Raw genomic sequence first — 23,432 nt, forward strand, 5'->3', positions numbered from 1 at the left:
AGCCCGCCCGCCGTGCGGCGGACGGGCTTCACCGGTCGCTGTGGACCTACAGGTACTGGCCGGTGTTCGTGGCCGTGTCGATGGCACGGCCCGAGTCGGCGGTCTTGCCGGTGACGAGGGTGCGGATGTAGACGATCCGCTCCCCCTTCTTGCCGGAGATGCGAGCCCAGTCGTCCGGGTTCGTCGTGTTCGGGAGGTCCTCGTTCTCCGCGAACTCGTCGACGATCGCGGCGAGGAGGTGCCGCACCGACAGACCGGGCTGCTTGGTGTCGAGCAGCGCCTTGATGGCCGCCTTCTTCGCCCGGTCGACGATGTTCTGGATCATGGCGCCGGAGTTGAAGTCCCGGAAGTACAGGACCTCCTTGTCACCGTTGGCGTAGGTGACCTCCAGGAACCGGTTCTCCTCGGTCTCCTCGTACATGCGCTCGACCGTGTGCTGCACCATGCCCTCGATGCAGGCCTTCGGGTCGCCGCCGAACTCGGCGAGGTCGTCGGCGTGGATCGGCAGGTCGGGCGTCAGGTACTTGTTGAAGATGTCCATGGCGCCCTCGGCGTCCGGACGCTCGATCTTGATCTTCACGTCGAGCCTGCCCGGCCGGAGGATGGCCGGGTCGATCATGTCCTCGCGGTTGGAGGCGCCGATCACGATGACGTTCTCCAGGCCCTCGACGCCGTCGATCTCCGACAGCAGCTGCGGCACGATGGTCGTCTCGACGTCGGACGACACACCGGAGCCGCGGGTGCGGAAGATCGAGTCCATCTCGTCGAAGAACACGATGACCGGGGTGCCCTCGGAGGCCTTCTCCCGAGCCCGCTGGAAGATCAGGCGGATGCTCCGCTCGGTCTCGCCGACGAACTTGTTCAACAGCTCCGGGCCCTTGATGTTCAGGAAGTAGGACTTGGCCTGCTTCCCGGTCTCACCCCTGGCTTCCAGCACCTTCTTCGCCAACGAGTTGGCGACGGCCTTCGCGATCAGCGTCTTGCCGCAGCCGGGGGGCCCGTACAGCAGGACGCCCTTCGGCGGCCTGAGCTTGTACTCCCGGAACAGGTCGGCGTGCAGGAACGGCATCTCCACGGCGTCGCGGATCTGCTCGATCTGCCTGCCCAGTCCACCGATGTCGGTGTACAGGACGTCCGGCACCTCCTCCAGCACGAGGTCCTCGACCTCGGCCTTCGGGACCCGCTCGTAGGCGAAGCCCGCCTTCGAGTCGACCAGCAGCGAGTCGCCGATCTTGAGCGGCGAGTCGATCAGCGGCTGTGCCAGCCACACGACCCGCTCCTCGTCGGCGTGGCCGACGACGAGCGCGCGCTGGACCGAGTTCTCCGGCTCGACGCCCTCCAGGATCTCCCGCAACGTGCAGACCTCGCCGGTCTGCTCGAAGCTGCCGCCCTCGACCACCGTGAGCGCCTCGTTCAGGCGCACCGACTGACCGCGCACCAGCGTCGGGGACTCGACGGCGGGTGAGACGGACACCCGCATGCGACGGCCTGAGGTGAACACGTCCACCGTGCCGTCTTCGAACTGCTCGAGGAAAACGCCGTAGCCGCTGGGTGGTTGCGCCAGGCGGTCGACCTCCTCGCGCAGGGCCAGCAGTTGGCCGCGCGCCTCTCGGAGGGTGTCAATGAGCTTCGTGTTGCGCTCGGTCAATTGGCTGACGCGCTCGGATGCCTCGGCCAATCGCTGCTCCAGCAGGCGGACGTGTCGCGGGGACTCCGTCAGCTTGCGGCGCAGCAGCGCGATCTCGTCCTCCAGGAACCTGACCTGCGCTGTCAGCTCATCTGAGTTGTTGCCCGTGTTCAGCTCGCCACCCTCATCGGGTTGGCTGCCGGGATGACCGTGCTGCATGTCGGCACCCTCCTCCCGTGTTCGTATCAGCAACGGTACCGGCGATCACCGACAAAAGCGGCTATCCCCGACGTGGTCGGGAGTCGTGTGGCGTCGCGAACGACACTCCCGAGGGGATGGACTGCTCCATCTCGGTGTCAGGGGGATCGGCCTACCCGCTACCGTGCGTCCTGTACTCGTCCACCGGCGTGTTACCGGGCAGTGTCCACGCCACCAGCGGCAAGTTCTAGGAGAACGTGATGTCCGTCCCGCCGCAACAGCCTGGTCCCCACGGTCAGCAACCGGATCCGCAGGGCCGGCAACCAGGGCAATTCGGCCAGCAGCCCGGTTTCGGCCAGCAGCCGGGCGGGTATCCTGCGCAGCCCCAGGGTTTCCCACAGGGTGGACAGCCACCCGGCTACGGCCCTCCTCCCGGCGGTTTCGCGCCACAACCCCCGCAGGGCCAGCCCGGTTACGGCCAGCAGCCCTACGCCACGCAGGGCCAGTACGGCCAGCCCCCGTACGGCCAACCGGGTGGTTTCGGCCAGCCGGGGGCTCCCGGCCAGCCCTACGGGCCTCCGAAGAGGACAAATCCGGCCCTCTTCATCATCATCGGTGTCGTCGTCCTGGCGCTGGTCGGCGGCGGCGCGGCGTTCTTCCTGCTGTCCGGGGGTTCCGCGCAGGCCACAGCGGACACGCTGGTGACCGAGCTCAACAAGGGCAAGGACATGGACGTCGCCGTCCTGAAGACGCTCAACTGCAAGGCCGACGCCGACAAGATCGCGAAGCTGCCGCAGTCCGTCCCCAGCTCGGCGGGCGAGGAGTTCAAGGACATCAGGGCGAAGTTCGCGGTCACCGACGTCACGGAGTCGGGCGACACCGCGACCGGCACGCTCAAGGTGACGTTCGAGAACGTCCCCGAGGAGTTCAAGGACTTCATCAAGGACGACACGACCACGATGAAGATGATCAAGGAAGACGGCGACTGGAAGGTCTGCGGGACCTTCAACCCCGACGCCGAGAAGTAGGCCGGACCGCCGTGCGGGCACGAGGCCCGCACGGCGGTCGGTTCACCCCTTCGAGGGCCTGCGCTGCGGACGCGGCGGCGTCACGCCGTCGGCGAGGCGGCGGGTGGTGAGCAGGAACGCCGTGTGCGCGATCATCCGGTGCTCGGGCCGCACGGCCAGGCCCACGGTGTGCCACGGGCGCACGAGCGTCTCCCACGACTGCGGCTCGGTCCAGTGCTGCTGCTCGCGCAGCGCCTCGCACACCTTGGAGAGCTGCGTCGTGGTCGCCACGTAGACGACCAGCACGCCGCCGGGGATCAGGTTCTTCGACACCGTCTCCAGCTGCTCCCACGGGGAGAGCATGTCCAGCACGACCCGGTCGACCTCACCGGTGTGCGTGGCCAGGTCGGCGACGGTCAGCGACCAGTTGCCGGGGCGCTCGCCGAAGAACTGCTCGACGTTGCGGATCGCGTGGTCGGCGTGGTCCTGGCGCACCTCGTAGGAGATGACGCTGCCCTTCTCCCCCACCGCCCGCAGCAGCGAGCAGGTGAGCGCGCCGGAGCCCGCGCCCGCCTCCAGGACGCGCGCGCCGGGGAAGACGTCCCCGTACATGACGATCTGCGCGGCGTCCTTCGGGTAGATCACCTGCGCGCCGCGCGGCATGGACAGGACGTAGTCCGCCAGCAGCGGCCGCAGGGCCAGGAAGGACGTACCACCGACGGACTGGATGACGGAGCCCTCGGGCTCGCCGATCAGCTTGTCGTGCGGCAGGGCGCCGCGGTGGGTGTGGTACTCCTTGCCCGGTTCGAGCACGATCGTGTAGTGCCGTCCCTTCGGGTCGGTCAACTGCACCCGGTCACCGGGGCGGAACGGGCCACTGGCGGTGCTCACCGCGGGAAACCTCCTGCTACGTGCGGGGACTGGACAGCGCACGATGGTCTCAGGGGCCGCGATGAGCACCGACACCGGGAGGTCACGTCCAGCGGATGACGCTCCTGGTACCGAAGAACGCGAGCAGCCCGCCGACGACCACGAAGGCGATGGCGACCGGGAGGCTCAGCGGCTCCGGCACGTACAGGGCGAGGAACCAGCTCTTCGACTGGACGTCCGCGGCGAGGAAGATGATGGGCAGGATGCCCTGCGGGATCAGCATGACGAACCCGAGGACCTGGGCGACGATCGCGAGCATGACTGCCTCCTGGGCTGTCGTAGTCGTTCGGTGTGTTGCCACCAGCCTGCTGGCCGGGGGGCGTCCTGTAGTCCGCCGGTCGTACCGATGGGGTGTCATCACTTCGTAGGACTCGCCCCGCCGGGACCGTGTGCTGTGATGGCTCCGTGCGCCGACTCCCCGACCCCGCCCGCGACGCGATCGTCGCGACGGCGTGCTTCGCCGTCGGTGCCCTGCTCTACCGGTTCGACCTCTACGAGCTGTGGGCCGGGCCCTCCGACGTGCCGCTGGGCTGGCGGCTGCTCGTGCTGTGCATCGCCTGCACCGGGCAGCTCCTGCGGACCCGCGCTCCGCTCGCGGGGGCGTTCATCGCCCTGTCGGCGGCGTCGGTGGACGTGGCGCTCGGGCTGAGCGCGCCGGTGGTCATCGTGCTGATGGACCTGCTGCACATGGCCACGCTGCGCGGGTCGAAGCGGACCGGCCAGCTCATCACCGGGCTGGTGGTGACCACCGCGATCGGCATAGCGATCGGCATAGCGCTGACCGTGGACGGCTGGCGGACCGCCGTCGGCTCGGGGCTCCAGATCTTCTCCGTGCTGGTCATGCCGGTGTGGTGGGCGGTCAACCTGCGCCAGCACCGCTCCTACACCGAGCAGGTGGCGCGGATCGCGCAGCTCGACCGCCGCGCCGCCGTGACGGCCGAGCGGTCCCGCATGGCGCGCGACCTGCACGACGTGATCGCGGGCCACCTGTCGGCCATCGCCATCCAGTCGGAGGCCGTCCTGTCGATGGCCGAACGCGACCCGGAGACGGTGAAGACCGTGCTGAAGTCGGTGCGGGAGAACAGCATCCAGTCGTTGGCCGAGATGCGGACCATGATCGACGTGCTGCGCGCGGACGACGAGGAGCCGGACGAGCCCGCGTCGGCGCGGTTGAGCGAGGTGGGCAGGCTGGTCGACTCCGCGCGCGCGGGCGGGCTGACGGTCGAGCTGACCGGCGAGGCCCCGGCCGAGCTGCCCGTGGCGGTCGACCTGGCGGCGTACCGGATCGTCCAGGAGTCGCTCACGAACGCGCTCAAGCACGCGCCGGGCGCGCGCGTGGAGGTGGCGCTGGACGGCGCGGGCAGGCGGCTGGCCGTTACCGTGACCAACCAGTGGCGCGGACCTTCGACGCCGGGGACCGGGAGCGGGCTGGTGGGGATGGCGGAACGGGCGCAGGCCGTCGGCGGGACGTTCGACGCGGGCCGGGTCGACGACCTGTGGCGCGTCCGCGCCGAGCTGCCCCTGGCGGGGTCGCTGTGACGACGGTGCTGGTCGCGGACGACCACTCGGCGATCAGGGCCGGGCTCGTGATGATCCTCGGCGGCGGTGAGGGCATCGAGGTCGTCGGCGAGGCGGCCGACGGCGCCACCGCCGTCCGGATGGCCCGCGCGCTGAAGCCGGACGTCGTGCTGATGGACATCAGGATGCCCGGCATGGACGGCATCGCCGCCACGCGCGAACTGGTCGCCGACGGCGTCTGCCAGGTGCTGGTGCTGACGACGTTCGACATGGACGAGTACGTGCACGCGTCGCTGCGCGCGGGCGCGGCCGGTTTCCTGCTGAAGTCGGTGGAGGCCGCCGCGCTGGTCGAGGCGGTCCGCCTGGTCGCGGCGGGCGACGGCGTGCTGGCCCCGTCGGTGACCAGGCGGCTGATGCGCGACTTCGCCGCGGTGGCGCCGAGGCAGGTCGACCGCCCGAAGAGCCTCGACCTGCTGACGGAGCGCGAGACCGAGGTGCTCGCGTGCCTGGGCGAGGGCCTGTCGAACCAGCAGATCGGCAAGCGGCTGCACATCGGCGAGACGACGGTGAAGACCCACGTGTCGCGCGTGCTGACCAAGCTCGACCTGCGCTCGCGCGTGCAGGCGGCGATCCTGGCCCAGGAGGCGGGCCTGGTCAGCGACGGTCCAGCGCGGCACTGAGGTCTTCCCGCCTCAGCACCCCCGCGGGCCGCCCCTCGAGGTCGACGACGAGGAACTGCCAGGCGGCCGTCCCCCGCACCCGGTCGACGATCTCCTCACCGGGTTCGTCGGCGAGCAGGACCGTCTCGGGCCGGATCGGCTCGGCGGCCTGCTCGGCGGGGGCGTGCGGCGTGCGGGAGCTCAGCCGCCGCGCCAGGTCCTGGTCCAACAGCCCGACCGCCACCCCGTCGGCCCTGACCAGCACGACCCCGCGACCGGCGGACGCGGTCAGCGCACCGGACACCGGGCTCTCGGCGGGCAGCTGCAACACCGGCTGCACCAGCTCGGCCAAGGTCAGCCCGTCGGGCCAGCTGCGCCGCCGCTCGGCCGACATCTCCCCCTTGGCGCCTGCCACGACGAACCAGGCGGTGAGCACGCAGACACCGAACCGGACCCACGCGTCCTCGTCGCCCTGGAGGATCCCCCACAGCGCCCACAGGACCAGCAGCGCCGCGACGACACCACCCCCGAGCACAGCGGCCCTGGTCCCGGAGGCCCGCCGCCCGGTAGCGGCCCAGATCCCCGCGCGCAGGATCCGCCCACCGTCCAACGGCAGCCCCGGCAGCAGGTTGAACACCGCCACGGCGGCGTTGGCGAACGCGGTCTGGGCGACGACCAACCACAACGGCGTGCCGGGCTCCATCACCGCGGCGGCGAGCCCGAAGGCCCCGGCCAACCCCACGGACACGGCGGGCCCGGCCACGGCGACCAGCCCTTCGTGCCCCGGCCGAGCAGGCGTCCGCATCATCTCCGACACCCCACCCAGCAGGAACAACCGCAACCGCCGAACGGGCAACCCGAGCCGAAGAGCGGTCAACGTGTGCCCCAGCTCGTGGGCGAGCACGGACAGCCCCAGGAAGAGCGTGAAGGTACCGGCGATCAAGAACGCGGTGAGAGCGGTGACCTCGGGCAGTATCCGCCCCACCAGCGGCGTGTAGATCAACACGATCGCGGCGGACCCGAGCCACCAGGACGGCGCCAACAACACGGGAACGCCCGCGGCGCGAAACAGCAGCACCCCGCCGTCCCGCTCCACCTGCCGCCGCCAACTCCCCGTAGTGGCCATCGCGCAAGCCTAGGACGAACGGTGTACGACTGCCGTGACACGCGGCAGGACCAGCGGGAACCACGACCACCGACGAACCGGCGGCCACCCGGTCCGCCCGCACCGCCCCACCCCGTCGTCCACGACCGACGACCAGCGCGGTCCAGCACTGTCGGACCCCTCCCCTATCGTTCGTCCCATGTCCGATCCAGCGGCGACGAGTGCGGTCGCGACGAGTTCCCGCCCACCCCGTCGACCGGCGTTGTCCCCGTCACGAGCGGGCGACTTCAAGCAGTGCCCGCTGCTCTACCGCTTCCGGGCCGTCGACCGCCTCCCCGAGGTCCCCACGAAAGCCCAGGTGAGAGGCACGGTCGTCCACGCGGTGCTGGAGGACCTGTTCGCGCTGCCCGCCCGTGAGCGCACCCCGAGCACCGCGAAGGCCCTCCTGGCCCCGGCCTGGGAGCGGGTGAGGAACGAGCGTCCGGAGTTCGCCAACCTCTTCTCCGGCACCGACGACCCGGCCCTGGAGAAGTGGCTGCGCGAGGCCGACGGCCTCCTGGACGGCTACTTCGAGCTGGAGGACCCCACCCGCTTCGAACCGGACGCCCGCGAGCTGCTGGTCGAGTCCGAACTCCCGTCGGGGGTGCTGCTGCGCGGGTACATCGACCGGGTCGACGTGGCCCCCACCGGGGAGATCCGCGTGGTCGACTACAAGACCGGCGCCGCGCCCAGGCTGATCGGCGAGGCCAAGGCGATGTTCCAGATGAAGTTCTACGCGCTGATGCTGTGGAAGCTGCGGGGCGAGGTCCCCCGGCAGCTGCGCCTGATGTACCTGAGCGACCGCCAGGCACTCGCCTACACCCCGGACGAGGCGGAGCTGAGCCGCTTCGAGCGCACCCTGGAGGCCATCTGGGTGGCGATCCTCAAGGCGGGCAAGACCGGCGACTTCCGCCCGAACCCGAGCAAGCTGTGCGACTACTGCGACCACAAGGCCTTCTGCCCGGCGTTCGACGGGACACCGCCCCCGTACCCCGGCTGGCCGGAGCCGGACGGCAGCGTGGAGACGCCCCTGGACAGGGTCGACTAGTGGCGGGCTTCTACGAGCGCCTCACCGCCTCGCGGTACCGGTCCACCGAGCACACCGCGGGCCCGTGGAGCACCGAGAGCCAGCACCTCGGCCCGCCGTCCGCGCTGCTGGTGCGCGAGCTGGAGAAGACCGCTCCGCGTGAGGACGCGCTCCTCTCGCGGGTCGTCCTGGACGTGCTCGGCCCGGTCCCGGTGGCCGACCTGGAGGTCAGCGCGTCGGTCCTGCGCCCCGGCCGCTCGGTCGAGCTGCTCGGCGCCGAGCTGAGCCACGAGGGCCGGGTCGTGCTCCGGGCGCAGGCCTGGCGGATCACGAGCGGCGACACGGCCGCCGTCGCGTCCGGGTTCTCCGGGATGCTGCCGGAACCGCCCGCCTGCCCGAGGATCGTCATGCCCGCGGACTGGTCGTGCGGCTACCTCGACGCGGTCGACTGGCGCACGGTGGACGGCGACATGGTGACGCCGGGCGACGCGATCGTGTGGGGGAAGCCGCTGCTGCCGACCGTCGACGGCGAGGAGACGACCGCGGTGCAGCGGCTGTTCACGATCGCGGACTCGGCGAGCGGCGTGTCGAGCAGGCTGGACATCCGGAAGTGGTTCGCGATCAACACCGACCTCTCCGTGCACCTCCACCGGGAGCCGCGGGGGTCGTGGTTCGCGCTGGAGGCGGCGACGGTCGTCGGGCCCACCGGTGTGGGGGTGGCGACGAGCGTCGTGCACGACCTGCTGGGGCCCGTGGGGAGAACGGCGCAGTCGCTGTACGTCCGGGAGCGCTAATACCGGTCGCTCGCTTGACCTGGTGGAGTCACAGCGCGACACTGCGTGAACAAGCTGAGGTGAGAGCGCTCCCACTGACGCCCCCTGCATGTCACGAGGAGGCACAGTGTCCACCCTGCGTCGTGTTCTGCTCGTCGTGGCCGGCTCGCTGCTGGCCCTACCCCTCGCCCCGCTCACCCCACCGGCCGGTGCCGCGCCCGCGCTGGTGTGGTCCGACGAGTTCGACGGACCGTCGGGGTCGAAGCCCAACAGCGCCAAGTGGGCCTACGACATCGGCAACGGCTCGAACGGCTGGGGCAACAACGAACTCCAGGCCTACACCGACAAGACCTCGAACGTCGCGCTGAACGGCGGCGGCCAACTGGTGATCACCGCCCGCCGCGAGAACTCCGGCGCACCCTGCTGGAACGGCGGCAACTGCCAGTACACGTCCGGCAAGCTCACCACGAACAACCGGATCAACTGGACCTACGGCCGCATCGAGACCCGGATGAAGCTGCCGTACGGGCAGGGCATCTGGCCCGCGTTCTGGATGCTCGGCTCCAACATCGGGCAGGTCGGCTGGCCCAACTGCGGTGAGATCGACATCATGGAGAACATCGGTCGCGAGCCGACGACCGTCCACGGCACGCTGCACGGCCCCGGCTACTCGGGCGCGGGCGGGATCGGCGCCGCGCGGCAGTCGCCGAACGGGCAGCCGTGGTCCGCCGCCTACCACACCTACGCGATCGACTGGAGCGCCAACCGGATCCAGTGGCTCGTCGACGGCGTGGTCTACCAGACCAGGACCCCCGCGGACCTCGGCGGCCGGACCTGGGTGTTCAACAACAGGTTCTACCTGATCATGAACCTGGCGGTCGGCGGCCAGTGGCCGGGCAACCCGGACGGGTCGACGACGTTCCCGCAGCAGCTCGGGATCGACTACGTGCGGGTCTACCAGGGCTAGCGCGACGGGGTGCGGCGGTCCTCGCCCGCCGCACCCCTGGCCGCGCTACTGGAAGATCACGTCGCTGCAGAAGTAGTACGACTGGTCCAGGTGGCTGGCCTGCCAGATCGTGTACACCACGTGGCGTCCGGTCCGGTTGCCCGCGTTGACCGCCGTCGCGTACGAGCCCGCCTGCGCGTAGCGGCCCGTCCTGACGACCTGTTCCAGGTCACCCCACCCGAGCGCCTGCCGCGTGGGGTCGAAGCCCTGCTTCGTGATGTACACGATCAGGTAGTCCGCACCGTGCCGCGCCTGGTCGGTGATCGTCAGGGTGAACTGCCTGCTCTTCGTCGCCGCCTGCCACGCGCCGACGGCGTCGAGCGAGTTGTAGCGGCCACCCTCGGCGTGCCCGCCGCTGCACAGCTGCCCGTCCGGGACGGCGGCCTGGTGGTTGCCGCCCACGTTCTCCCGGTAGAGGCCGTTCCAGTTCCACATCGCGTTCGAGTTGGCCTGCCAGGCCTGCCAGCACATCGGATCCTTGGTGGCCATCGTCGGATCCTGGAAGTTGCTGCCCCACCGCTGGTGGCAGCCGTAGTTGCGCGACGGCGGGTCGGTGGTCGATCCGTGTGCGCCCGCGACGCCGACGACGACCGAGGTGAGCAGGGCGGTCACCGCCACGAGTACGCCGAGCGCTTGGGGTAGTGCCTTTCGGAAGTTCACACGTCCTCCACAGTGAGGATTGCGAAGCAGGGGTCTGGGAACGCTCCCAGATCGCACCGTAGCGAACGAACGACACTCTGTGAACAGAGGATGGCGGACCCGAACCCGCCACCCGACCCGTGACCAGCGGCAGGACGTCCGGATTCGGCGGCTCCGCCGACGTGGAATAACCGGGAGCCCGCGTTCGGCGGGGCCGAGGTGGTGGCCTCGACCCCGCCGGACGCGGCGTCGCGCTAGACCGAACGGCCCGGCGCGACGCCGTGGTGGGCGCCCTCCGCCGTCACAGGCGGCAGAACCGGATGTCCGACGCGAGGATCGCCTTCGCGCCCAGCGCCGACAGCTCGTCCATGAGCTGGTTGGCGTCCTTGCGCGGCACCATGGCGCGCACGGCCACCTGGGCCGGGTCGGCCAGCGGCGCCACCGTCGGCGATTCGAGGCCGGGCGTGACGCGCAGCGCCTCGTCCAGCAGCGAACGCGGGCAGTCGTAGTCCAGCATCAGGTAGTGCTGGGCGAACACGACACCCTGCAACCGGGCCGTGAGCTGCTGCTTCGCCGCCGAGTCCTCGACGGACGAGGAGTGGATGAGCACGGCTTCGGACTCGCAGATCGTGTGCCCGAACGGCACCAGGTCGTGCTGCTGGAGCGTGCGGCCGGAGCCGACGACGTCCGCGATCAGGTCGGCCACGCCGAGCTGGATGGAGATCTCCACGGCGCCGTCGAGCCGGATGATCTCGGCCTCGATGCCGTGCTTCTCCAGGTCGGCCTGCACGAGCGTCTTGTACGCCGTGGCGAGGCGCTTGCCCTTGATGTCGGCCAGCTGCCAGTCGGTGCCCCTCGGTCCCGCGTAGCGGAACGTCGACCCGCCGAAGCCGAGCGACAGGCGCGGCTCCACGCTGGCGCCGGAGTCGCGCATCAGGTCGAGCCCGGTGATGCCGAGGTCCAGCCTGCCGGAGCCGACGTAGATCGCGATGTCCTTGGGGCGCAGGAAGAAGAACTCGACGTCGTTGGCGGAGTCGATGACGGTGAGGTCGCGCTGCTCGTTGCGCTGGCGGTAGCCCGCCTCCCTGAGCATCTCGGAGGCGCGCTCGGCGAGCGCGCCCTTGTTCGGAACAGCCACGCGCAGCATGGGGATCCCCTCTTACAGGTACTTGTAGATGTCGTCCAAGGTGAGCCCGCGGCCCAGCATCAACACCTGCAGCCGGTAGAGGAGCTGTGAGATCTCCTCGGACAGGCGCTCGTCGGATTCGTGCTCGGCGGCGATCCACACCTCGCCGGCTTCCTCGAGCACCTTCTTGCCCTGCGCATGGACGCCGGCCTCCAGTGCTGCGACGGTGCCGGACCCCTCTGGCTTGGTGTGGGCGCGCTCGCTGAGTTCCGCGAACAGCTCGTCGAAGGTCTTCACGAGCGGGAATCCTCCCACCCCGCGCCCGGACGCAGTGCATCTGGGCACGAATGTCCACCCAGTGGACTGACGGGGTACACCTCCGCGCGACCGGGGGAGGTCGTCTTGCACTCCGCGCAATCTTGCACAGCGGGCAAGATCGGCACTATCGTGGCGCGATGACGACCCCACCACTCGGCCTGCGGGACCAGAAGAAGTCGGCCAGGCGAGAAGCGATGATCCGGGCGGCCGTGCGGCTCGCGGTGGAGCGCGGCGTGGAGAACGCCCTGATCGAGGACATCACCGCGGCGGCAGGGGTGTCGCACCGCACGTTCAGCAACTACTTCGGCGGCAAGGCGGAGGCCATCGCCGCCAGGCACCTCGACCGGGCGCGCGGGGTCGCCGAGGTGCTGCGGGGCCGTCCGGCGTCCGAGCCGCTGTGGGACGCCATCACCTACGCGGCGCTCTCGCCGTACCGGGCGGACCGCAAGAGCCCCGATCCGGAGTGGACGGCCAGCATCCGGCTGATGACGAGCGAACCGAGCCTGCTCGGGGAGTTCCTCAAGACGAACGCGATCGCCGAGCGCGAGCTGGCCGAGGTGGTGGCGGAGCGGACCGGCACCAGGGTCGGGCGCGACCTGTACCCGCGACTGGTGGCGGCGACGGTGTGGGCGGCGGTCGAGGTGGCGACGGACAAGTGGCTCACCACCGCGAAGCCCGCGCCGATCACCCAGCTCGTGCGCAACGCGCTGCGCCAGGTGGCCGCGGGCCTGCCGGACCCGTCGGCGGAGTAGTGCGGTGCGCCGAGCCCCGTCACCGGGCCCGGCGCACCGGGTCAGACCGGGAGACCGGCACGGCGGACGACCAGCACGCGGCGGTCGCGCGCGGTGGCGGCGCGCTCGGCGGGGGGCGCGACCCGCAGGTCGGCGGCCACCCGCTGGAGGTCCCGGTCGAGGACGTCGGAGCTGCCCGCCAGCCGCGGACGCGGCCCGGACCGGCCGCTCGTGCGGCGCTCCAGGCCGTAGCCCACCAGCGCCAGGACTGCGAGGACGATCAGTGCGCTTGTCATGGCACTAAGTGTTCGCTGCACAACATCCCGCCAACAGTGGCAGCTCTGACGTTGTGCGACAAAATCCTGCCAACTATGCTGGGGCGATGCTGAACACCGTCGCGTGCGTCCTGATCGACGGCGTCGAGACGTTCGAGTTCGGGCTCATCTGCGAGGTCTTCGGCGTCGACCGCACCGCGGACGGCGTTCCGCCGATCGAGTTCCGGGTGTGCGGCGAGGAGCCGGGCGCGCCGCTGGGCACGAAGGTCGGCGTCACCATCACCCCCTCGCTGGGCCTGGACGCGCTCGTCGGCGCCGACCTGGTCGCCGTCCCCGCGTTCACCATCCGCGACGAGTACCCGCCCGCCGTCCTGCGGGCGCTCCGCGACGCCGCCGACGCGGGCGCGACCCTCCTCTCGGTGTGCAGCGGCGGATTCCTGCTCGGCGCGGCGGGACTGCTCGACGGACGGCGCTGCACCGCCCACTGGCGCGAGAAGGAGAACTTCGCCGAGCGGTTCCCGCTCGCCAGGCTCGACCCCGACGTGCTGTTCGTCGACGACGGCAACATCATCACCAGCGCGGGCACCGCGTCCGGCATCGACGCCTGCCTGCACCTCGTGCGCCGCGAACACGGCTCGGCCGTCGCCACCGCCATCGCCCGCCGCATGGTCGTCGCCCCGCAGCGCGACGGCGGCCAGCGCCAGTACGTCGAACTCCCGGTGCCGGACTGCACGGCCGACAGCCTCTCCCCGCTGCTCACCTGGATGCTCAAGCACCTCGACACCGAGCACGCGGTGGCGGACCTGGCGCGGCGCGCCACGCTGTCCGAGCGCACGTTCGCCCGCCGCTTCGTCGCGGAGACGGGCACGACCCCGCACCGCTGGCTCACCGCCCAGCGCGTGCTGCGCGCCCGGCAACTGCTGGAGGACACCGACTTCGGCATCGACGACGTCGCCAGGCACAGCGGGTTCGGCACGGCCGCGCTGCTGCGCCACCACTTCAACCGCGCGGTCGGCGTGACGCCGAACGACTACCGCCGCACGTTCGCCCACCGCCCCGCGGAGGCCTGACGTGTGGCGCCTCGCGGTGGCCGCACTGGTGCCCGTGGTCCTCGTCGGCGCGCTCTGGGTGTTCCAGCGCCACCTGGTCTACTTCCCGGACGACACCGCCCCGGCGCTCGCGCCCGGTGCTCGGCCGGTCGTGCTGCGCACGTCCGACGGCCTGGACCTCGGCGCGTGGCACTTCCCCGGCCCCGGTCGCACGGTCCTCGTGGCGCAGGGCAACGCGGGCGACCGGGGGGACCGCGTCCCGCTGGCGGCGGCGCTGGTGGACGCGGGGTTCGCGGTCCTGCTGTTCGACTACCGAGGCTACGGCGGCAACCCCGGCAGCCCCACCGAGGAGGGCTTGGCGCTGGACGTGCGCGCGGCCCACCGGTACCTGCTGGACTCCGGCGTCACCCCCGACCGGATGCTGTACTTCGGCGAGAGCCTGGGCGCCGCGGTCGTCGCCGAGCTGGCCGTGGAACACCCGCCCGCGGGCCTGCTCCTGCGCTCACCGTTCGTCGACCTCGCCTCGGCCGGACGCGTGCACCACCCGTACCTGCCGGTCGGCCTGCTGCTGCGCGACCGCTTCCCGGTGGCCGAGCACGTCGCCAGGGCGGGGGTGCCGACGACGGTCGTGTACGGCACCGCCGACACCGTGGTGCCGCCTCCGTTGAGCCTGGTCGTCGCGCGGGCGGCGCGCGCCTCGGTGGTCGCGGTCGACGCCGACCACAACGACCGCGTGCTGCTCGACGGCACGGCACTGGTCGACGCGGTGGTCGCGCTGGGGTAGCCCCCGCCGACGGGCGGCTGAAGGCGCGGGTGGTGGCCGGGTAGCTTCGGGGCGTGTCGGAATTCGCCAGGGTGCTGGCCACACTGCGGCAGGCGCGTGGCATCAGTCCGTTCTTCGTGCTCGACGTCGGCAGGCCCGACTCGACCTGGGCCTCCGGTGAGGCGCTGCTCGACGGCGGGCCGGCTCTGGGGGACGCGCTCGACGCCATCGGCGTGCGGTACCGGACGGCGGAGCGGAGGGTGGCCGCGTCCCTGTTCTTCCTGAGCTACACGGCTCGGCTGCTGTGCCCGGTGGTGGCCGCGCACGTGCTCGGCGGTGCGGTGCCGGACGTCCGGCCCGCGAACGTGTGGTGGCGGTACTCCCCCGAAAGCGGTGTGCAGGTGCGGTTGGCCGACCCGGTCACCCGGCCGGGGGTGGTCGAGGCGATGGCGCCCGTGGTCGACGCGATCCGCCGGGAGAGCGGGGTGGCGGCCGGGCTGCTGTGGGGGAACGCGGTGTCGTCCGCGGCGGGTGGGCTGCGGACGTTGGCCCGGTCCGGGACGGCGAGCGCCGAGGAGTGCCTCGCGGTGGGGGCCGCGCTGTTCGCGGAGCCGCCGCTGCGGGGAGCGGGCGAGTTCGTGCCGTTCCCCGGCGAGGTGGTGTTCCGGCGGCGCAGCTGCTGCCTCTACTACCGGTTGGACGGTGGCGGGACGTGCGGGGACTGCCCGCTGCCCGCGAGGTAGCGCCCGTCGCGGTGGTGACTGTCCGTTCGCCGAGGTGGCGCACACGACAACTCGTCTGGTCGGTTGTGCCGGAGCACGTGGGACCTTTACGGTTCCACCGCCGCAGTGGACGGGAAGCCGGTGTGAATCCGGCGCGGTCCTCGCCACTGTGACCGGGTAGCGACCCCGCCGGGAACGTCACTGGCAGAAGAGTTCTGCTGGGAAGACGCGGGCTAGCGGTGACCTGGGAGTCAGGAGACCGGCTGCGGCGCCGAGTACACCGTTGACCTTCCACGAGGTATGGAGGAGCCCGTCATGACGAGCCCCGCACTGACACCGTCCACCACCGTGCCCAAATGGGCGTTCGCCGTCGCACTCGTGGCCCTGATCGTCGCCTGGGTCGTCCTCCAGGAGAACGGTGTCGCGCTGGGCGCTACCGCCGAGACGGTCCACGAGTTCTTCCACGACGGACGCCACGCCCTCGGCGTCCCGTGCCACTAGGCGGCGCCCGCATGGCAACCACCTACACCGGACTGCTGACCCGCGGTGTGGCCGCGGGCGGCATCGCCGGGCTCGCGGCGGGACTCGTGGGCCTGTTCGTCGTCGAGGTGCCGATCCGCGCCGCGCTGGCGGTCGAGGAGGCCCGCGCGGCGGCCGAGCACGTCGAGGGTGACGCGCACGAGCACGGCGAGCTGTTCAGCCGGGGCACCCAGGTCTTCGGCGGCGTGCTGGCCGCGGTCGTCGTCGGTCTCGCGGTCGGCGCGCTGTTCGCGACGGTCTTCGCCTGCACGCGGCGCTGGTTCACCGACGGGCAGCCGTTCTTCCGCAGCGCGACGCTGGGGTTGGCGGCGTTCGGGGTCGCGGCGCTGCTGCCCGCGGTCAAGTACCCGGCGAACCCGCCCGCCGTCGGCGACCCGTCGACGGTCGACTACCGGACGGGCCTGTACCTCGGGCTCATCGTCGCGGGCATCGCGGTCGCGTACGGGGCGAGCTTCCTCGCCTCGCGGCTCGGCCACCTGGCCGCGCCGGTGCGCGCCACGGCGGTGCTGCTCGCGACGGTCGCCGCGGTGACGGTCCTGCTGCTGGTGTTCCCGCCGCCGCCGGACGCCGTGCCCGCCGACATGCCGTCGAGCGTCCTCTGGGACTTCCGCCTCGCCTCGCTGGCCGAGACGGCGACCCTGTGGATCGGGCTCGGCGTGGCGTTCGGACTGCTGATCGACCCGGCGGTCCGCCGCACCACGAAGATCAGGTCGGTCACGGCCGTCTGAGCACGGGGTGGGAGGGGAGCCCCACGAGGAAGGGCTCCCCTCCCACCACCGGCGTCACAGCGCGGACAGCACGTCCAGGTCCACACCCACGAGCGACTCGCGGAACACCCGCCGCTCCCCCGGCTCGACCTCCACGTCGCACGGCACGACGAGCACCGTGCAGCCCGCGGCGACGGCGGAGGCCACACCGGTCGGCGAGTCCTCGATCGCGACGCACGCGGTCGGCTCGACGCCGAGCAGCCGGGCGGCCTTCAGGTAGGGCTCGGGCAGCGGCTTGTTGAGGCCGTCGACCTCGTCCCCGCACACCGTCACGTCGAACAGCTCGCGGCCGATCGTGTCGAGCGCGACCTCGGTCAGCGCCCGCTCGGTCGACGTCACCAGCGCCATCGGCACGCCCGAGTCCCGCACGGCGCGCAGCGCGTCCACCGCGCCCGGCCGCCACGGCAGGCCCGCGCGGAACACCTCCTCGGTGCGGCGGGCGATCCACGCGGCGGCGTCGGTCAGGTCCTCCCGCGTCGGCTCGACACCGACGTCGCCGTAGAGCAGCGCCAGCGTGGTGGGGACGTTCGAGCCCACCATCGCCTGCCGCGTCGCGAGCGACAGCGTGCCTCCCAGCTTCTCCGCGTACTCGTAGAGCGGGATGTCCCACAGCTTCTCGGAGTCGAGCAGGGTGCCGTCCATGTCCCAGAGGACACCGGCGGGTCGACCATCAGACATTGAAGTACTTCGCTTCCGGGTGGTGCGCGACGAACGCGTCGGTGGACTGCTCGGGGTGCAGCTGGAGTTCCTCGGACAGCACGACGCCGATCCGGTCGGGTTCCAGGAGTTCGACGACCTTCGCGCGGTCCTCCATCTCCGGGCAGGCGCCGTAGCCGAACGAGTAGCGGGCGCCGCGGTAGCCGAGCTTGAAGAACTGCTCGACGTCGGCGGGGTCCTCGGCGGAGACCGGGCCGCCGTCGGGCCAGCGCAGCTCCTCGCGGACGCGCCGGTGCCAGTGCTCGGCGAGCGCCTCGGTGAGCTGCACGCCGAGGCCGTGCACCTCCAGGTACTCGCGGTAGGCGTCCTTGCCGAACAGCTCGTTGGCGTAGTCGGCGATCGGCTGCCCCATGGTGACGAGGTGGAACGCGACCACGTCGACCACGCCCTCCCGGACGGCCGCGTCGCGCTGCCGCCAGAAGTCGGCCAGGCACAGCCGCCGGTCGCGGCGCTGGCGCGGGAAGGTGAAGCGGAGCCGTTCGGCGGCGTCGGGCCGCGGCTCCCGCAGCACCACCAGGTCGTCGCCCTCGGCGACGCACGGGAAGTAGCCGTAGACCACGGCGGCGTGCGCGAGCACGCCCTCGGTGGTCAACCGGTCCATCCAGTACCGCAGCCGCGGCCTGCCCTCGGTCTCCACCAGCTCCTCGTAGGTCGGGCCGCCGCCGCGGGCGCCCCTGAGACCCCACTGGCCCATGAACGTGGCCCGCTCGTCGAGCAGCGCGGCGTAGTCGGCGACCGGGATGCCCTTCACGACCCGGCTGCCCCAGAACGGCGGGGTCGGGATCGGCACGTCCACCGCGACGGACGAGCGCGCGGGGACGGGCGCGGTCTCCTGCGCCTCGGCCTTCGCCCTGCGCTCGGCCGCGATCCGCAGCGACCGCTCGCGCCGCGCCCTGCGCTCGGCGGCCTTCGCCCCGGCCTCCGGGTCGACGGCCGCGGGCTCGCCGCGCTTGGCCGCCATGATCGCGTCCATGAGCCGCAGGCCCTCGAAGGCGTCGCGGGCGTACCGGACGTCCCCGAGGTACATCTCGGTGAGGTCGTTCTCGACGTACGCCCTGGTCAGCGCGGCACCGCCGAGCAGGACGGGCCACCGGGCCGCGACCCCGCGCGAGTTCATCTCGGCGAGGTTCTCCTTCATGACCACGGTGGACTTCACCAGCAGACCGGACATGCCGATGGCGTCCGCGCGGTGCTCGGCGGCGGCGTCCAGGATGGTGGTGATCGGCTGCTTGATCCCGAGGTTCACGACCTCGTAGCCGTTGTTGGTCAGGATGATGTCGACCAGGTTCTTGCCGATGTCGTGGACGTCGCCCTTGACGGTGGCGAGCACGATCCGGCCCTTGCCGCCGTCGTCGGCGCGCTCCATGTGCGGTTCCAGGTGCGCCACGGCGGTCTTCATCACCTCGGCGGACTGGAGCACGAACGGCAGCTGCATCTGGCCGGAGCCGAACAGCTCGCCGACGGTCTTCATGCCGGACAGCAGCGTGTCGTTGATGATCTGCAACGCGGGCCGCTGCTCCAGCGCGCCGTCCAGGTCGTCCTCCAGGCCGACCCGCTCGCCGTCCACGATCCGGCGCTCCAGCCGCTCGAACAGCGGCAGCGCGGCCAGCTCCTCCGCGCGCGACGCCCTGTCCGACGACGTGGTCACGCCCTCGAACAGCTCCATCAGCCGCTGCAACGGGTCGTAGCCCTCGCGGCGGCGGTCGTGCACCAGGTCCAGGGCGACCGCGCGCTGCTCGTCGGGGATCCGCGCCATCGGGATGATCTTCGAGGCGTGCACGATCGCCGAGTCCAGACCGGCCTGCGCGCACTCGTGCAGGAACACGGAGTTCAGCACCTGCCGCGCGGCCGGGTTCAGTCCGAACGAGACGTTCGACAGGCCCAGCGTCGTCTGCACGTCCGGGTGGCGCCGCTTCAGCTCGCGGATGGCCTCGATGGTCTCGATCCCGTCCCGGCGCACCTCCTCCTGCCCGGTGGAGATCGGGAACGTGAGGCAGTCGACGATGATGTCCTCGGCCCGCACCCCCCAGTTCCCGGTCAGGTCGGCGATGATCCGCTCGGCCACCCGCACCTTCCACTCGGCGGTGCGCGCCTGGCCCTCCTCGTCGATGCACAGCGCCACGACCGCCGAGCCGTGCTCGGCGACCAGCTCCATGATCCGGTGGAACCGGGACCCAGGGCCGTCGCCGTCCTCGTAGTTGACCGAGTTGACCGCGCAGCGGCCTCCCAGGCACTCCAGCCCGGCCCGCAGCACCTCGGGCTCGGTCGAGTCCAGCATGATCGGCAGCGTCGACGCGGTGGCCAGCCTCGACGCCAGCGCCGTCATGTCCGCCGCGCCGTCCCGGCCGACGTAGTCGACGTTCAGGTCGAGCAGGTGCGCGCCGTCGCGGGTCTGGTCGCGGGCGATCTCGACGCAGTCGTCGAAGCGGTCCTCCAGCATCGCCGTCCGGAACGCCTTGGACCCGTTCGCGTTGGTCCGCTCGCCGATCATCAGCACGGACGCGTCCTGCCGGAACGGCACGGCCTGGTAGAGCGACGACACGCCCGGCTCCGGCCTCGGCCTGCGCGGGGTGGGGCCGAGGTCGCGCACGGCGGCCACGACCTGCCGGATGTGCTCGCCGGTCGTGCCGCAGCAGCCGCCGACCAGCCGCGTCCCGAAGTCCCGCACGAACCCGGCCAGCGCCTCGGCCAGCTCCTCCGGTGACAGGGGGTACACGGCGCCGTTCGGCCCGAGCCGGGGCAGGCCCGCGTTCGGCATCACCGACAGCGGGACGCGCGCGTGCTTGGCGAGCTGCCGCAGGTGTTCGCTCATCTCGGCGGGACCGGTCGCGCAGTTCAGCCCGATCAGGTCGATCCCGAGCGGTTCCAGCGCCGTGAGCGCCGCCCCGATCTCCGACCCGAGCAGCATCGTCCCGGTCGTCTCCACGGTCACCTGGGCGATGATCGGCACGGCCCGCCCGTCGGCCGCCATCGCCCGCTTGGCGCCGACGATCGCCGCCTTCGTCTGGAGCAGGTCCTGCGAGGTCTCGACGACCACCGCGTCCACACCGCCCGCGAGCAGGCCCTTCACCTGCTCCAGGTAGGCGTCGCGCAGCCGCGCGTACGGGGCGTGCCCCAGCGTCGGCAGCTTCGTGCCCGGCCCGACCGACCCGAGCACGAACCTCGGCCGCCCCGGCTCGGCGAACTCGTCGGCCACCTCGCGGGCCAGCGCACCGCCCACTCTGGACAGTTCGAAGATCCGGTCGGCGATCCCGTAGTCGGCGAGGTTGGGCAGGTTGGCCCCGAAGGTGTTGGTCTCGACGGCGTCAGCCCCGGCCTCCAGGTAGGCGCGGTGCACCTCGCGCACGACGTCGGGCCTGGTGATGTTCAAGATCTCGTTGCAACCCTCGTGACCTGCGAAGTCGTCCAGCGTGAGCTCTACCGACTGGAGCATGGTGCCCATCGCGCCGTCCGCGACGACCACCCGGTCGTCGAGAGCGGCCAGCAGAGGTGAGGAGACACGATCCACCATGCGCCAAGCCTACGGGCATCCAACTTGGCCACGGGTCGTAGTCTGACCCGGTGACCGATCCGGACCAGGCCTCCCCCACCCCCTACGACCCTCGGAAACCCCTCACCAACCCGATCATGGTGGCGGCGTTCGAGGGCTGGAACGACGCTGGAGACGCAGCCAGTACCGCGATCGAACACCTGCAACTCACCTGGGACGCGACTCCGCTCGTGGAGATCGACCCCGACGACTACTACGACTTCCAGGTGACGCGACCCACGGTCCGCATGGTGGACGGCATCACCCGAAGGGTGGAATTCCCGACGACCCGGCTGACCGTGTGCCGCCCACCGGGCTCCGCGACCGACGTGGTCCTGGTGCACGGCATCGAGCCCAACATGCGGTGGGGCAGGTTCGCGGCGGAACTCCTCGGCCACATCGAGGGCCTCGGCATCACCACCGTGGTGACGCTGGGCGCGCTGCTCATGGACACCCCGCACACCCGCCCGGTCCCCGTGACCGGCACCGCCTACGACGAGGAGTCGGCGGCGAAGTACGGGCTGGAGCGCTCCCGCTACGAGGGTCCGACCGGGATCGTCGGCGTCTTCCAGGACCTGTGCGTCCAGGCGGGCATCCCCGCCATCTCGTTCTGGGCGGCGGTGCCGCACTACGTCTCCCAGCCCCCGTCGCCGAAGGCGACCCTGGCGCTGCTGCACCGCGTCGAGGAGGTCCTCGACGTCGAGGTGCCGCTCGGCGCGCTGCCGGAGCAGGCCGAGGAGTGGGAGCGGACCGTCAGCGAGATGGCGGACGAGGACGAGGACGTGCGCAACTACGTGCGTGCCCTGGAGGAGCGCGGCGACGCGGAGATCGAGATCACCGAGGAGAGCGGCGACGCCATCGCGGCGGAGTTCGAGCGCTACCTCCGCCGCCGGGGCCGCGGTCCCGGCAAGGGCCCGGCGGGCCTGTAGGCACCGGGTGCCGCCACCGCCACGCGCGATGGCGGCACCACCGGGGGCCCGTCCTCCCTAGAGTGGGACCAATTCACGGGAGGTGGGCTCCGCCGTGGTCGAATCCGAGTGGACCGAGTTCCTGGCCGGGCTGGACCGCCAGCAGCGCAGGCGGCACCGGTCGCCGGACCGGGCCACGCTCCTGGACCTCATGGGCCTGCACCGGGTGCCCGCGGTCAGCGTCGCCGTCGCCCAGGAGGGTGTCGAGCCCTGGGCCGCGGCCTACGGGACGGCCGGCACCGGGACGGTCTTCCAGGCGTGCTCGATCAGCAAGCACGTCGCCGCGTTCGGCACCCTGCGCCTGGTGGACCAGGGCGTCCTCGACCTCGACGAGGACGCCCACACCTACCTCACCTCGTGGCGGCTGCCGGACGTCGGCGGCGCGCGGCCCCGGATCACCGTGCGCCAGCTGCTGGCCCACACCGCGGGCCTGTCCTACAACTGGTTCCGCGGCTTCCACCAGGACGACCGGATCCCGACCCTGCGCCAGGTCCTGGACGGCGAGCCGCCCGCCAACACCCCGCCGGTGCGGGCGACCACGCTGCCCGGCAGCCGCTTCCGCTACTCGGGCAGCCACTACGCCGTCCTCCAGCAACTCCTGGAGGACGTCACCGACACCCCGTTCGCCTCCCTCGCGCACTCGCTGGTCCTGGAGCCGCTGGGCATGCGGCACAGCGGCTACGACCAGCAGTTCCCGCACCACCGGGACGCCGCGGCGGGGCACCACCTGGACGGCACCCCGGTCAGCGGCGGGTGGCGGGTGCAGCCGGAACTGGCGGGCGCGGGCCTCTGGACGACCCCGTCCGACCTGGTGAAGCTGGGCGCGGAGATCCGCACCGGCGCCCTGGGTCTGCTGACCGGAGAGACCACCGAGCAGATGCTGACCCCGCAGGTGCCGGGCGGCTACGGGCTGGGCGTGCACGTCGACGCGACGGGCAGGTTCGGCCACACGGGCGGCAACGTCGGCTACGGCTGCTGGACGTTCACCTGGCCCTCGACCGGGGCCACGATGGCGGTGATGGCCAACAACGAGGTGGCGGACGAGATCCTGCTCGGCCTGCTGGCCGAGGCGGAGCGCCGGTACGGCGCGCCGCCTCCGGGCGCGGGCGACCCGACGGGCGCGTGGCGCCTGCGCGACGACTACCGGTTCACCGTCACCGGGGCCGACGGCCACCTGGTCCTCACCGCGCCGGGCCTGCCGCCCCTGCCGCTGCACCACCTGGGCCGGGGCCGCTACCGCGCGGCCGACCTCGACTGCGAGATCAGGCTGCTCGACGACGACACCCTGGAGGTGACCCAGGAGCAGGAGGCGGAGACCGCCGCGCGCGAGCCGCGGTCCCGTCCCGTGGACCCCGACCGCGCCTGACCGGCACGTGGAGTTGACTGTCCACGACCACCG

General features: G+C 71.7%; 24 protein-coding genes and 1 riboswitch. Of the genes, 14 read left to right on the top strand and 10 right to left on the bottom strand.

All coding sequences use genetic code 11. From position 1 onward, the window contains the following. Nucleotides 1–46: 46 nt before the first annotated feature. Nucleotides 47–1,846 carry a proteasome ATPase gene (arc, locus tag AC156L_RS25165; protein WP_330873651.1) on the bottom strand — a complete coding sequence of 600 codons (1,800 nt, stop codon included), beginning with the start codon at nucleotides 1,844–1,846 and terminating at the stop codon, nucleotides 47–49. Between the two features lie 239 nt (nucleotides 1,847–2,085). Here arc and AC156L_RS25170 point away from each other — a divergent pair, with 239 nt between their 5' ends. Beyond that, nucleotides 2,086–2,853, top strand: a complete 768-nt coding sequence (locus AC156L_RS25170) for an Rv0361 family membrane protein (RefSeq protein ID WP_330873650.1) — start codon at nucleotides 2,086–2,088, stop codon at nucleotides 2,851–2,853. Nucleotides 2,854–2,895: 42 nt separating this feature from the next. Here AC156L_RS25170 and AC156L_RS25175 read toward each other — a convergent pair whose 3' ends face one another. Together AC156L_RS25175 and AC156L_RS25180 are read right to left on the bottom strand one after the other, a co-directional pair. Then, nucleotides 2,896–3,723, bottom strand: coding sequence for a tRNA (adenine-N1)-methyltransferase (locus AC156L_RS25175; protein ID WP_330873649.1), 828 nt, complete (start codon nucleotides 3,721–3,723; stop codon nucleotides 2,896–2,898). Nucleotides 3,724–3,805: 82 nt separating this feature from the next. Beyond that, nucleotides 3,806–4,021 carry a hypothetical protein gene (locus AC156L_RS25180; RefSeq protein WP_330873648.1) on the bottom strand — a complete coding sequence of 72 codons (216 nt, stop codon included), beginning with the start codon at nucleotides 4,019–4,021 and terminating at the stop codon, nucleotides 3,806–3,808. 146 nt (nucleotides 4,022–4,167) lie between these two features. On the opposite strand from AC156L_RS25180, the gene AC156L_RS25185 reads away from it, so the two are divergent. After that, nucleotides 4,168–5,301 carry a sensor histidine kinase gene (locus AC156L_RS25185; protein ID WP_330873647.1) on the top strand — a complete coding sequence of 378 codons (1,134 nt, stop codon included), beginning with the start codon at nucleotides 4,168–4,170 and terminating at the stop codon, nucleotides 5,299–5,301. After that, nucleotides 5,298–5,960: a response regulator transcription factor gene (locus AC156L_RS25190; RefSeq protein ID WP_330873646.1), complete on the top strand. Its 663-nt coding sequence runs from the start codon at nucleotides 5,298–5,300 to the stop codon at nucleotides 5,958–5,960. Before AC156L_RS25185 ends, AC156L_RS25190 begins: the two co-directional genes overlap by 4 nt. Here the strand turns inward: AC156L_RS25190 and AC156L_RS25195 are convergent. Further along, nucleotides 5,935–7,065, bottom strand: a complete 1,131-nt coding sequence (locus tag AC156L_RS25195) for a site-2 protease family protein (RefSeq protein WP_330873645.1) — start codon at nucleotides 7,063–7,065, stop codon at nucleotides 5,935–5,937. The two genes, AC156L_RS25190 and AC156L_RS25195, sit on opposite strands and share 26 nt — an antisense overlap. A gap of 178 nt (nucleotides 7,066–7,243) precedes the next feature. Between AC156L_RS25195 and AC156L_RS25200 the strand changes: the two genes are divergently transcribed. The 3 genes from AC156L_RS25200 (at nucleotide 7,244) to AC156L_RS25210 (ending at nucleotide 9,850) form a co-directional block, all read left to right on the top strand. Then, entirely contained in the window at nucleotides 7,244–8,131 is an 888-nt protein-coding gene (locus tag AC156L_RS25200) for a RecB family exonuclease (RefSeq protein WP_330873644.1), read from the top strand. Then, a complete protein-coding gene (locus tag AC156L_RS25205; RefSeq protein ID WP_330873643.1) occupies nucleotides 8,131–8,904 on the top strand; it encodes a thioesterase family protein in 774 nt (257 codons plus the stop codon). Before AC156L_RS25200 ends, AC156L_RS25205 begins: the two co-directional genes overlap by 1 nt. A gap of 106 nt (nucleotides 8,905–9,010) precedes the next feature. Beyond that, nucleotides 9,011–9,850, top strand: a complete 840-nt coding sequence (locus tag AC156L_RS25210; RefSeq protein WP_330873642.1) for a glycoside hydrolase family 16 protein — start codon at nucleotides 9,011–9,013, stop codon at nucleotides 9,848–9,850. Nucleotides 9,851–9,895: 45 nt separating this feature from the next. On the opposite strand, the gene AC156L_RS25215 is transcribed toward AC156L_RS25210, so the two are convergent. The 3 genes from AC156L_RS25215 to AC156L_RS25225 form a co-directional block, all read right to left on the bottom strand. Then, the gene (locus AC156L_RS25215) at nucleotides 9,896–10,549 is read right to left on the bottom strand and encodes a lytic polysaccharide monooxygenase auxiliary activity family 9 protein (RefSeq protein WP_330873641.1); all 654 of its coding nucleotides are present in this window, start codon (nucleotides 10,547–10,549) and stop codon (nucleotides 9,896–9,898) included. A 280-nt stretch (nucleotides 10,550–10,829) separates the two neighbouring features. Next, nucleotides 10,830–11,675 carry an ATP phosphoribosyltransferase gene (hisG, locus tag AC156L_RS25220; protein WP_330873640.1) on the bottom strand — a complete coding sequence of 282 codons (846 nt, stop codon included), beginning with the start codon at nucleotides 11,673–11,675 and terminating at the stop codon, nucleotides 10,830–10,832. Between the two features lie 12 nt (nucleotides 11,676–11,687). Beyond that, nucleotides 11,688–11,951 carry a phosphoribosyl-ATP diphosphatase gene (locus AC156L_RS25225; RefSeq protein ID WP_106191219.1) on the bottom strand — a complete coding sequence of 88 codons (264 nt, stop codon included), beginning with the start codon at nucleotides 11,949–11,951 and terminating at the stop codon, nucleotides 11,688–11,690. Between the two features lie 158 nt (nucleotides 11,952–12,109). Here AC156L_RS25225 and AC156L_RS25230 point away from each other — a divergent pair, with 158 nt between their 5' ends. Next, nucleotides 12,110–12,724, top strand: coding sequence for a TetR/AcrR family transcriptional regulator (locus tag AC156L_RS25230; RefSeq protein WP_330873639.1), 615 nt, complete (start codon nucleotides 12,110–12,112; stop codon nucleotides 12,722–12,724). Nucleotides 12,725–12,765: 41 nt separating this feature from the next. Here the strand turns inward: AC156L_RS25230 and AC156L_RS25235 are convergent, their stop codons facing one another. Further along, a complete protein-coding gene (locus AC156L_RS25235) occupies nucleotides 12,766–12,999 on the bottom strand; it encodes a hypothetical protein (protein ID WP_330873638.1) in 234 nt (77 codons plus the stop codon). 86 nt (nucleotides 13,000–13,085) lie between these two features. Here AC156L_RS25235 and AC156L_RS25240 point away from each other — a divergent pair, with 86 nt between their 5' ends. The 5 genes from AC156L_RS25240 (at nucleotide 13,086) to AC156L_RS25260 (ending at nucleotide 16,780) form a co-directional block, all read left to right on the top strand. Next, the gene (locus AC156L_RS25240) at nucleotides 13,086–14,048 is read left to right on the top strand and encodes a GlxA family transcriptional regulator (protein WP_330873637.1); all 963 of its coding nucleotides are present in this window, start codon (nucleotides 13,086–13,088) and stop codon (nucleotides 14,046–14,048) included. A gap of 1 nt (nucleotide 14,049) precedes the next feature. Further along, nucleotides 14,050–14,811, top strand: a complete 762-nt coding sequence (locus tag AC156L_RS25245; protein WP_330873636.1) for an alpha/beta hydrolase — start codon at nucleotides 14,050–14,052, stop codon at nucleotides 14,809–14,811. Between the two features lie 53 nt (nucleotides 14,812–14,864). Beyond that, the gene (locus AC156L_RS25250) at nucleotides 14,865–15,533 is read left to right on the top strand and encodes a (2Fe-2S)-binding protein (RefSeq protein ID WP_330873635.1); all 669 of its coding nucleotides are present in this window, start codon (nucleotides 14,865–14,867) and stop codon (nucleotides 15,531–15,533) included. Nucleotides 15,534–15,619: 86 nt separating this feature from the next. Further along, nucleotides 15,620–15,794, top strand: a riboswitch (cobalamin riboswitch). Nucleotides 15,795–15,827: 33 nt separating this feature from the next. Next, the gene (locus AC156L_RS25255; protein WP_330873634.1) at nucleotides 15,828–16,013 is read left to right on the top strand and encodes a CbtB domain-containing protein; all 186 of its coding nucleotides are present in this window, start codon (nucleotides 15,828–15,830) and stop codon (nucleotides 16,011–16,013) included. Nucleotides 16,014–16,024: 11 nt separating this feature from the next. Then, nucleotides 16,025–16,780, top strand: coding sequence for a CbtA family protein (locus AC156L_RS25260; protein WP_330873633.1), 756 nt, complete (start codon nucleotides 16,025–16,027; stop codon nucleotides 16,778–16,780). Nucleotides 16,781–16,834: 54 nt separating this feature from the next. Here AC156L_RS25260 and AC156L_RS25265 read toward each other — a convergent pair whose 3' ends face one another. Both AC156L_RS25265 and metH read right to left on the bottom strand, forming a co-directional pair. Next, entirely contained in the window at nucleotides 16,835–17,497 is a 663-nt protein-coding gene (locus AC156L_RS25265; RefSeq protein ID WP_330873632.1) for an HAD family hydrolase, read from the bottom strand. Beyond that, nucleotides 17,490–21,047, bottom strand: coding sequence for a methionine synthase (gene metH / locus AC156L_RS25270; protein ID WP_484407318.1), 3,558 nt, complete (start codon nucleotides 21,045–21,047; stop codon nucleotides 17,490–17,492). Before metH ends, AC156L_RS25265 begins: the two co-directional genes overlap by 8 nt. Nucleotides 21,048–21,097: 50 nt before the next feature. On the opposite strand from metH, the gene AC156L_RS25275 reads away from it, so the two are divergent. Beyond that, nucleotides 21,098–21,994 (top strand): PAC2 family protein, encoded by an 897-nt coding sequence (locus tag AC156L_RS25275; RefSeq protein WP_414719809.1) that lies wholly within the window; start codon nucleotides 21,098–21,100, stop codon nucleotides 21,992–21,994. Between the two features lie 94 nt (nucleotides 21,995–22,088). Continuing rightward, nucleotides 22,089–23,399: a serine hydrolase domain-containing protein gene (locus tag AC156L_RS25280; RefSeq protein ID WP_330874416.1), complete on the top strand. Its 1,311-nt coding sequence runs from the start codon at nucleotides 22,089–22,091 to the stop codon at nucleotides 23,397–23,399. The last annotated feature ends 33 nt before the right edge of the window (nucleotides 23,400–23,432 follow it).

Source organism: Umezawaea sp. (assembly GCF_057122925.1).

What these genes read in the sequence shown, in the direction of transcription:
- AC156L_RS25170 (WP_330873650.1), top strand. Translation starts at nt 2,086, where the DNA reads ATGTCCGTCCCGCCGCAACAGCCTGGTCCCCACGGTCAGCAACCGGAT.
- AC156L_RS25255 (WP_330873634.1), top strand. Translation starts at nt 15,828, where the DNA reads ATGACGAGCCCCGCACTGACACCGTCCACCACCGTGCCCAAATGGGCG.
- AC156L_RS25235 (WP_330873638.1), bottom strand. Translation starts at nt 12,999, where the DNA reads ATGACAAGCGCACTGATCGTCCTCGCAGTCCTGGCGCTGGTGGGCTAC.
- AC156L_RS25240 (WP_330873637.1), top strand. Translation starts at nt 13,086, where the DNA reads ATGCTGAACACCGTCGCGTGCGTCCTGATCGACGGCGTCGAGACGTTC.
- hisG (WP_330873640.1), bottom strand. Translation starts at nt 11,675, where the DNA reads ATGCTGCGCGTGGCTGTTCCGAACAAGGGCGCGCTCGCCGAGCGCGCC.
- AC156L_RS25195 (WP_330873645.1), bottom strand. Translation starts at nt 7,065, where the DNA reads ATGGCCACTACGGGGAGTTGGCGGCGGCAGGTGGAGCGGGACGGCGGG.
- AC156L_RS25180 (WP_330873648.1), bottom strand. Translation starts at nt 4,021, where the DNA reads ATGCTCGCGATCGTCGCCCAGGTCCTCGGGTTCGTCATGCTGATCCCG.
- AC156L_RS25200 (WP_330873644.1), top strand. Translation starts at nt 7,244, where the DNA reads ATGTCCGATCCAGCGGCGACGAGTGCGGTCGCGACGAGTTCCCGCCCA.
- AC156L_RS25265 (WP_330873632.1), bottom strand. Translation starts at nt 17,497, where the DNA reads ATGTCTGATGGTCGACCCGCCGGTGTCCTCTGGGACATGGACGGCACC.
- arc (WP_330873651.1), bottom strand. Translation starts at nt 1,846, where the DNA reads ATGCAGCACGGTCATCCCGGCAGCCAACCCGATGAGGGTGGCGAGCTG.
- AC156L_RS25230 (WP_330873639.1), top strand. Translation starts at nt 12,110, where the DNA reads ATGACGACCCCACCACTCGGCCTGCGGGACCAGAAGAAGTCGGCCAGG.
- AC156L_RS25260 (WP_330873633.1), top strand. Translation starts at nt 16,025, where the DNA reads ATGGCAACCACCTACACCGGACTGCTGACCCGCGGTGTGGCCGCGGGC.
- metH (WP_484407318.1), bottom strand. Translation starts at nt 21,047, where the DNA reads ATGGTGGATCGTGTCTCCTCACCTCTGCTGGCCGCTCTCGACGACCGG.